Here is an 8,430-nt window from a genome sequence, read left to right on the forward strand (position 1 = left end):
TCCTGTTAATTGGGCTATTTTCTTTACTTGGATTGTCACTTTGGTTCGTCGCGCTGGCATTCGGACTGTCCCACAAGCTTTGCGTTTATGGGCTAATCAAGTTGATACTGCTTTTTCTTTCCTTGTATGAAACCACCCTGCCTCTCAACGGGGGGTCTGGGGGTTCCGACCCCCAGATCCGGGTTTTGTCTTCACTAGTAAAATTCGTACCCCACAAGTATATTTCGCCTACCGCTTCGCTTGGAACAGATTGACGTTACATTAGTTATTGCTAGTAGATCGCCATACCTTAATCGTCCGATCCCAACTAGCAGTAATCAATGCTCGATTCGGCAAAGCCGAGGCTACGCCAACGAGTGGGTGAAAAACAATCGATTTGACGGCACTTTGATGCGCCTGAAAACTATTAATTAATTGCTTTGTAGCGGTATCCCAAAGGTTGACTACACCGTCCATCGAGCCAGAAGCGATCGTTTTGCCATCCATACTAACTGCGACTGCTACCACCCCATCCTGATGCCCTTGTAGAGTATGGTGGATCGACGAACCCAATTGCCGCACGCCAACAGTTCGATCGCTACTACCACTAACAATTATTTGCCCATCTCGGCTGATTGCTAGAGCATGAATCGTCTGCTCGTGCGCCTCAATTGTCTTGAGTAATTGTTTGTGTTCCAAATCCCAAAAGCGGATCGTCCGATCTGCACCCGCACTGATTAATATTTTCCCATTTGGCATAAATTGCATCGCCATCACCGACTCTTGATGTCCATCGAGAGTATAGATAATCTTACTCGTAGCTGGATTCCATAATCTAATCCGACGATCGGCACCACCGCTAGCTAAGATGTTTCCGTCGGGACTAAATTGAACGCTATAAACAAATCCCTGATGACTATCTAAACTACTAAATGCCCGTAATTCTTGCAGTGAATTATTAATTAAGTCCCGACGACGGAGTTGGACGCGACGATGTTTGTCACCACTAGCGATCTGACGGCGATCTGGACTAATAGCTACCGAATACACTGAATTATTAGCACGGTAAGTCGCGATCGGTTGTTGGGGCATTGTTAAGTTCCAAACTGCTACAGTTCCCCCATCATCACCGCTCATTAAGTATTCACCATTAGCAGCTATCGCGATCGCATTAATTGGTTTTCGATGCCATTCAAATACATAGTCACAGTTCCAATTATTAATATTACTAATTACTGGAATGAGTGTAGTTGGAGGTGGATTAACTAGATTAGATTCGTTACTAACAATCTTAGCTGGTACATCGATAACTGATTCCTCTAAAGCATCGAGTGCAATTCGCGCAGTTGGATAGCGCTCGACCGGTCTAGGCTGGATTAATTTATCTAATATTATCCCTAATTTTGGCTCGATCGAGTCAGCTAAAGTATCTCTCCAGATCCATTGGCTCCGAAGATCGTCAAATAAATTAAAAGGTGAAACTCCAGTGAGAAGGTTGAGGCAAGTTACGCCCAAACTATAGAGATCGCTAGACGGAAATGCTCGCCCCCAACCTTGTTCTGGAGACATAAACTCCGGCGTCCCAATTGTCGTTCCTTGCAGTTGAGATCGATCGGGAGTCGTCATTTTAGCCGCACCAAAATCGACTAGATACAACTGGCGATTGTCAGTCCGACGGATGATATTTTCAGGTTTGATATCTCGATGGACAAATCCTCGCTGATGGATATAATCTAAAGTAGATAAAATTGTTGTCAACAATTCTCGGACTTGGGCACTTGAAAACTTGCCCTGCTGTTCTAACTCAGCTTTAAGATTTTGACCGTCAATAAATTCTTGTACTAGATATTGACGACCATCTGCCGTAACAAAATAGGCAAGTAACTTAGGAATATTTTGATAATCTAACTGCTCTAAAGCACTTGCTTCCTGAGTGAATAACTCTGCCGCTTTCTGCGCTGCATTGGTTCCTTGTACCTGCGGAAAAAATTGCTTAATAACGCAAAAAGGTTTAGATGGTTTGTCTTCATCGATCGCTTTAAACGTTCGCCCAAATCCACCTTGACCGATCGGTTGAACTGCCAAATAACGATCGCGCAATCTCAATCTACCACCACAACTTCGACAAAAGTTACTCTGAGGCGGATTTTCGGGGCGCAAGCAATCAGGATTGAGACAGTAACTCATGAAACTCTCATTATCCTTCTACATATTTAATTTAAGTCAATTTATTATTAGCACCTATTCGTTGCCACCATAGATGTAATGGATAGTAAAGGATGGGCATCCATAAGCCACTGAGGATTGCCGAAATAAGGATAACTGAAGATTGATTAGCCCATATATAACCAAAGCTATCGATGCTGGTTTCGAGCGACTGCTCGATCGCTACTTCAATGAAATATTGTAACCCAGTAATCGTTTCACTAACGAGCGTCAGGAGGAAAGTACCAATACTGACTGACAAAATTGTATCGTCCAGATAGCGTCGCTTGTATAGCCAAAAAGTCAGGACGCCAACAGTTGTCAGACTCAGCACATGAGTAGGCATAGTCCCCAGTGTCGTCGCCGCAGGGAACGTCATCGCATCCTGAATCAGTCCCAGGACTACCCCCGCCGTAGCTGCGTGCCACAGCGATCTCTGGAGACTCCACGCGATCGTCCACATCACCAGCCAACTCGGCCCAACTCCCAAAATTTCCATCCCAGGCCAGCGGGTAGGCGATAAGATCAGACACAAGCCTACCGAACCAACAACTGTCAGCACCACAAGTCCAGTTCGAGCTAGAGGATGTAAATTAGTAATATTCATGACGATCGATTTAACCTTATCTCAACAATTTCCCCAAATTAGGGAAGTTTGGCTGGTAATTTGGGCGGAGTCGCAGGCGGCGCAGTAGTGATTACTGGTACCACTGCACGAGGATCGTGGGGGTGAACTGTCACCCATTCTAGAGCATTCAATGGTGCTGTAAATTCCACGATCGCTTCAGGAGCGGGGGATTTATTTAAATTAATTTCAATTACCCTACCTACAGCCAGTCCCGTGGGAAACAATTGACTCACAGCAGAAGTAGCAACTACATCACCTTTTTTAACCGTTGGACGTTTATCAAAAAATTGTAATACAGCTTGGTTGGTGCGAGTTCCTTGCAAGATCCCCATATTTCGAGTCCGGCTAATCGCTACACCCATGCGACTCTTGGGATCGCTCACCAATAATACCCGACTGGTATGTGGGGAGACACTGACGATCCGACCGACAACGCCGCCAGTACCGACAACGATATGGTCGAGCGCGATGCCATCGGCACTCCCACGACCGATGACTACCTGTTGCCACCAATTATCGGTACTGTGGAGGACGATCGGTGCGAGGATTCCTTTGTTTGGGACTGTCGCACTATAATCAGCTAATTGTTTGAGTTGTTGATTTTGATTTTTTAACTCTTGCAGCTCATTTTGGAGTTGCTCCACTCTAGCTGTTTTGAGATAATCGATCTGCCTTTGGGATTGAAATGGTTGAGAGATGGCGTTGTACGCTTCAAATACGAGTGCGTGCTGAGTTTGCAGCAGCAAATACGTACCACCAACGATCGTCCCGAATCCTAATAATTTCAGGGCGTTTTTGTCCCACCAGCGGCGCAAAGTAAACATGGTTCGTTGCTTGTTGTTTGTCGGTTGCGATCGATTGGTTATGTGAAAGTTGGGGTGGAGGGAATACCTAAATTTTCCCTCCACCCAAGTAATTGACTAGAGGCTGCGCGATCGACCACTAAAGACTCGCTCTAGCTGTTTGAAGTTTTCGAGTACTTTACCAGTACCCAAAACTACACAGGTGAGCGGATCGTTGGCGATGTGAGTCACGATCCCTGTTTCATGACTGATCAGTGTATCGATGCCTCGGAGGAGGGCACCGCCACCAGCCAACATGATGCCGCGATCGATGATGTCAGATGCCAACTCCGGTGGAGTCCGCTCCAAGGTTCGCTTGACAGCTTCAATAATCACCGACAGGGGTTCCGACATACTTTCACGAATTTCGGGGCCTTTGATCGTTACTGTACGTGGCAATCCAGACAGAAGATGCAGGCCGCGAACTTCCATGGTAATCTCGTTATCCTCAGGAGTGGGATATGCAGAACCAACTTGGATTTTGATGTCTTCGGCTGTCCGTTCCCCGATCACTAGGTTATGGACTTTTTTCATATAGTTGACGATCGAATCACTCAACTCGTCACCAGCAATCCGCACGGATTCACTGATTACCGAACCTTGTAAACTCAGCACCGCAACTTCTGTTGTCCCCCCACCAATATCGATAATCATGTTCCCAGTCGGTTCAGCCACAGGCAAACCCGCGCCAATTGCCGCTGCGATCGGTTCGTCGATCAGGAATACTTCACTAGCACCTGCTTGGAGTGCTGCATCCATCACCGCGCGCCGTTCTACCGCAGTTACCCCACTCGGAATCCCGATTACCAATCGAGGTCTGATCACGTTACTCCCTTCGTTTGCACGTTGAATAAAGTGTTTCAACATCATTTCTGCTGTGTCGAAGTCGGCGATCACACCATCACGGAGCGGACGCACCGCAATGACATCGCCAGGAGTTCGTCCCAACATTTTTTTGGCTTCAGCACCCACAGCTAGAGGCATTTTAGTCTTTTGGTCGATCGCCACCACTGAAGGTTCTGCCAGAACGATACCTTTGCCAGATACATAGACCAGTGTATTGGCAGTTCCCAGGTCCATACCCATATCCCTGGATAAGGAAAAGCGCTTGAAAAAACCCACGAGCTTCATTGCCCCCAAATTATAAATAATGGATCGAATATGCAGTTAACTATACTCAACGATCGTGCAGGTTTTATTTATTGTTCCCTAGTCGCGATCGTCGATCGAAGCTAGGTGCTAATACTTTTAGTCCGCACACTCATCTACCACAGCTCTACAAGGTGGAAAAGACCTCACCTTATAAAGACGAGGCTTCCTACCACTGCGTGAATCTTATTACTTTTTGCTTCGTTCGTCTAGCTGCGATCGCCCACAGATTTGAATTTGTCCAAAAATTCCATCTAAATAGCTGTAAATTGCCCAGACAGCCGCATTGAAGCGATCGATCGGGGCTGGGATCGACTATTTTGGTACCCAAGCCGTAACATATTTGACTCGATCGGCTCAACCTACGCAGACATTTTTCGCAGATTGCCTGAGACTTACGCCATAAATATCGATCTGTACTCAAAAAATACCTTCAAAAGTTCAGTAATCAACTAGTCAATATCTCAACTTACTTGGGCAGATGCTCATTCAGTCAGAGATGCCCTCACCCGATCTGCCATGCTGCGATCTCCTCGCCAAGGACTGCGACGTTAGTTACTGACGAATTAATTTAACTAGGCAACGCCAATTTTGCCACTAATCGTTGGCGTAGCCTCTCCTGTGGAGAATCGAGGCATCAAATTCTAATCCCTACTCCGAACCGCTCTAACGCTGAATATATTTGTCAAAAATATTACTAAAGTCACGTTTAGTATATCGTTCCAGCATTATAGCGTTTAAGTTAGTGAGGATCGCATTATAATGCTTGACGATCGTTTCCTCACTTTCAATTTTATCGATCTTGTACATCGAGGATATAGATTGTAGACAAACTAACGCATTACTACGAGCAATTTCCTCTTTTGCCTGAATTTTACCAATACTAATCAACACCTTGTAAATATCTTTTAGTGCTTCGATACACTTCTTTTCGAGATCGATACTAAAAGGAGTCACACCTGCTAAGACAAATTTGAGTTCGACATCTAAATCTATCGTTCCAGCAGTCTCGATCGATACCTGTGATACTTTGTGACTAGAATAATCATACCGCTTAACTGCCCGCTTACTAGAAATTGCTGAATCGCCATCGACGTGAATCAGAGCTAAATTTGTAAAACAATACTCATCCTTCTTGGACTTAATCAAGAAAAAGATCTTTTCGCCATCTTCATGAAATACATAATCATCAGCAGCGACCTTATCATAATCCGCAGGTGCCACGATAATACCGATATCACTGATACCAAGAGCTTCTGCTGCAATTCTTTTAAACATTTGCAATCTTCCAGATAGATAAGTCTAATATACCCTCGATCGTCTAGGCAATTAGCTATCGTCTAATATCGCTCGTTTTGGCGTACCGGAGGTAATCGAGTCCCCAAATCCTAACCCCGCCATCGATTACCTCCGATACGCTCCGCGAACGAATATACCTAGAGATGATGGGCGGGTTCGATTACCTTGCGGCGCGGCTACGCCAACGCTCCGAATCGAGGTACGATAATTATAGGCTCCTAACCAACACAATCATTATGAGTACACCAGTAAAAGAACAATACATCATCGATCGCGAAGGAAACAAGACAGCCGTTATTCTATCGATCGAGCAATACGAGCAAATGTTAGAAGATCTTCACGATCTAGCTATTGTTGCGGAACGTCGAGCCGAACAACCAGTTAGCCTAGCAAAAATGCAGGAATGGTTACAAGAATCTGGAATCAGTTCATATTAATATATAAAAGCTTCACGATCGAGATTAATTAGCCAAGTGTTGTGACATCAGGATAAGCGATTATTTTTTCATCTGCTGTTAATAAAGGAATTGCTAAAATTATTGAAGTTGCCACAATAATCTGGTCGGCTGGATCTTTATGAAAACCTGGTAATTGGGTCGATTTGATAATAGTGGGGATGGTTAGATAGATCGATCTCAAATTTGGGTGAGACAATGCGATTTCTAACCAATCTTCAATCGAAAACTTCAACTCTAATTTTCCGTACTCTACCAGCTTGGCTATTTCCCAACAAGAGTAAATGCTAATACATAATCCATCATCTTGTCGTTCTTGAATAATTTGTCGATGGCGTTGAGTTAATCTCGGACTATTATCGATCCACCAAATCAAAATATGCGTATCAAGTAAAATCACTTCAGCACATCCCAGTCTTCGACGGGAATAGCTGACTCAAATGGATCGTCGTAGCGGGTGACAGAGCCTTGTAAAGATTTCCAGCGTTCGTCTGGCGGATTTGCTGCTTCCTGCGAAGATACATCATCCAGCACGATGACTTCTACTGACTTACCAACGCTAAAAGGTAATCCCTTCAAGACGATCGAGCCATCTGCCAGAACAATAGATCGAATTTTATAAGCATTCATAAATATTCAGTTGGTCGAACCTGCAACTATACAATCATTTTAGCCGATTTTACCTCAGCACCCAATCTCGATCGAGTCCCCAAATTCTAACCACAGCCTAGATCGAATCTACAATCCATAAACCCGAATCATCGAACATATCTAGAGATGATGGGCGGGTTCGTTCAAAATTTATCTGTATATTTCGATATTTCTAGCATAAACCCGCCCCTACAAACCCTAGAATAAGATCTAGATCGAACACCGTAGAAAAAGATCGATCCCATCAACCCGTAGGGGCTGGTTTATGCAATCTAATCTCGATCGTACCAGAAATCTATGCCAAACCCACCAGTCGATCGAAACAGCATCAACTGAAGAGTTAATTTCAGCAGCTCGTTGGGGTATTCTTGATATAAGCAAAATTGACGCATATCAAGAATACAGAAATAAATAGCAGATAGACTAAATGGAAATTACCTATTACGTTACCGAAAAAGATTTGATTATAGCTAAACGTTTTGCACGAAAGACATCACCTCTGATAAAGCGTATAAATAATATCACGATGTTTATTATCGTCTTAGCTCCTTGTATTGGATTCTTACTGAGAGGTCAATTTACAGTATTTGGTATTGTCTTGATGTTAATTGAAATATCAACGATGGTTTTATTTGTTTTTGGTGGCTTGAAGATTGTCTATCCATTGATAGACAAATATTCGATCGAATTATTGAAGAAAAATAATGGTGTTCTTGGCGAACATAACATTCAACTAACTGAAGAAGAAATAATCGAATCAACTTCCATTAACCAGTCTTATGTGAAATGGGCAGCAGTTGAAAGAATCGACGAAGATGATAACTATATTTTTATAACAACAATAGCAAGAGAAACATACAATATTCCTAAAAGAGATTTTGCCAGTACTGACAGTGCAAAGCAATTCTATAGTCAAGCACGAATTTACCATGATCAGCCCCATCTAATCTGACATAAGTAGCCGCATAATAAATTAAATTGATAGTTTTATACTGACTCTCGATCGAACCCCACCCCCGCCACATCACCAAATCCGCGCTACGATAAATAATCGCCCAAACAAACGTAAACCAGAGGCAAGATCGTGGCAGTTGCAGTAGATAGTCTCATTACTCCTGAAATCCTCAAACCCGCTCGTTACCTCGGTAACGAACTTGGTGCGGTGCATAAACCGTGGGAGACTGCGACAGTTCGCTGGGCACTGACATATCCAGAGATCTAC

General features: G+C 43.9%; 9 protein-coding genes. 2 read left to right on the top strand and 7 right to left on the bottom strand.

Translation table 11 applies throughout. The features are described 5' to 3' along the window. Positions 1-261: 261 nt before the first annotated feature. The 5 genes from ACEW9J_RS16295 to ACEW9J_RS16315 form a co-directional block, all read right to left on the bottom strand. The gene (locus ACEW9J_RS16295; RefSeq protein WP_373546164.1) at positions 262-2,166 is read right to left on the bottom strand and encodes a protein kinase; all 1,905 of its coding nucleotides are present in this window, start codon (positions 2,164-2,166) and stop codon (positions 262-264) included. A 31-nt stretch (positions 2,167-2,197) separates the two neighbouring features. Beyond that, positions 2,198-2,791 (bottom strand): rod shape-determining protein MreD, encoded by a 594-nt coding sequence (mreD, locus tag ACEW9J_RS16300; protein ID WP_373546165.1) that lies wholly within the window; start codon positions 2,789-2,791, stop codon positions 2,198-2,200. Between the two features lie 38 nt (positions 2,792-2,829). Beyond that, positions 2,830-3,636, bottom strand: a complete 807-nt coding sequence (gene mreC / locus ACEW9J_RS16305) for a rod shape-determining protein MreC (RefSeq protein WP_373546166.1) — start codon at positions 3,634-3,636, stop codon at positions 2,830-2,832. 96 nt (positions 3,637-3,732) lie between these two features. Continuing rightward, positions 3,733-4,740 (bottom strand): rod shape-determining protein, encoded by a 1,008-nt coding sequence (locus tag ACEW9J_RS16310; protein WP_373546167.1) that lies wholly within the window; start codon positions 4,738-4,740, stop codon positions 3,733-3,735. 729 nt (positions 4,741-5,469) lie between these two features. Further along, positions 5,470-6,081: a PH domain-containing protein gene (locus ACEW9J_RS16315; RefSeq protein ID WP_373546168.1), complete on the bottom strand. Its 612-nt coding sequence runs from the start codon at positions 6,079-6,081 to the stop codon at positions 5,470-5,472. 257 nt (positions 6,082-6,338) lie between these two features. On the opposite strand from ACEW9J_RS16315, the gene ACEW9J_RS16320 reads away from it, so the two are divergent. Then, entirely contained in the window at positions 6,339-6,539 is a 201-nt protein-coding gene (locus tag ACEW9J_RS16320) for a type II toxin-antitoxin system Phd/YefM family antitoxin (RefSeq protein WP_373546169.1), read from the top strand. Positions 6,540-6,567: 28 nt separating this feature from the next. Here ACEW9J_RS16320 and ACEW9J_RS16325 read toward each other — a convergent pair whose 3' ends face one another. Both ACEW9J_RS16325 and ACEW9J_RS16330 read right to left on the bottom strand, forming a co-directional pair. Then, positions 6,568-6,957 (bottom strand): type II toxin-antitoxin system VapC family toxin, encoded by a 390-nt coding sequence (locus ACEW9J_RS16325; RefSeq protein ID WP_373546170.1) that lies wholly within the window; start codon positions 6,955-6,957, stop codon positions 6,568-6,570. After that, positions 6,954-7,187: a hypothetical protein gene (locus ACEW9J_RS16330; RefSeq protein WP_373546171.1), complete on the bottom strand. Its 234-nt coding sequence runs from the start codon at positions 7,185-7,187 to the stop codon at positions 6,954-6,956. The genes ACEW9J_RS16325 and ACEW9J_RS16330 overlap by 4 nt, the downstream gene beginning before the upstream one ends. A gap of 448 nt (positions 7,188-7,635) precedes the next feature. Between ACEW9J_RS16330 and ACEW9J_RS16335 the strand changes: the two genes are divergently transcribed. Continuing rightward, entirely contained in the window at positions 7,636-8,160 is a 525-nt protein-coding gene (locus ACEW9J_RS16335; RefSeq protein ID WP_373546172.1) for a YcxB family protein, read from the top strand. Positions 8,161-8,430 lie beyond the last annotated feature (270 nt).

It is taken from the genome of Chamaesiphon sp., from assembly GCF_041737865.1.
Taxonomy (GTDB): Bacteria; Cyanobacteriota; Cyanobacteriia; order Cyanobacteriales; family Chamaesiphonaceae; genus Chamaesiphon.

Excerpts from the sequence above, each read along its gene's own strand:
- ACEW9J_RS16335 (WP_373546172.1), top strand. The coding sequence starts at position 7,636 with ATGGAAATTACCTATTACGTTACCGAAAAAGATTTGATTATAGCTAAA.
- ACEW9J_RS16320 (WP_373546169.1), top strand. The coding sequence starts at position 6,339 with ATGAGTACACCAGTAAAAGAACAATACATCATCGATCGCGAAGGAAAC.
- ACEW9J_RS16295 (WP_373546164.1), bottom strand. The coding sequence starts at position 2,166 with ATGAGTTACTGTCTCAATCCTGATTGCTTGCGCCCCGAAAATCCGCCT.
- mreD (WP_373546165.1), bottom strand. The coding sequence starts at position 2,791 with ATGAATATTACTAATTTACATCCTCTAGCTCGAACTGGACTTGTGGTG.
- ACEW9J_RS16330 (WP_373546171.1), bottom strand. The coding sequence starts at position 7,187 with ATGAATGCTTATAAAATTCGATCTATTGTTCTGGCAGATGGCTCGATC.
- ACEW9J_RS16315 (WP_373546168.1), bottom strand. The coding sequence starts at position 6,081 with ATGTTTAAAAGAATTGCAGCAGAAGCTCTTGGTATCAGTGATATCGGT.
- ACEW9J_RS16310 (WP_373546167.1), bottom strand. The coding sequence starts at position 4,740 with ATGGGTATGGACCTGGGAACTGCCAATACACTGGTCTATGTATCTGGC.
- mreC (WP_373546166.1), bottom strand. The coding sequence starts at position 3,636 with ATGTTTACTTTGCGCCGCTGGTGGGACAAAAACGCCCTGAAATTATTA.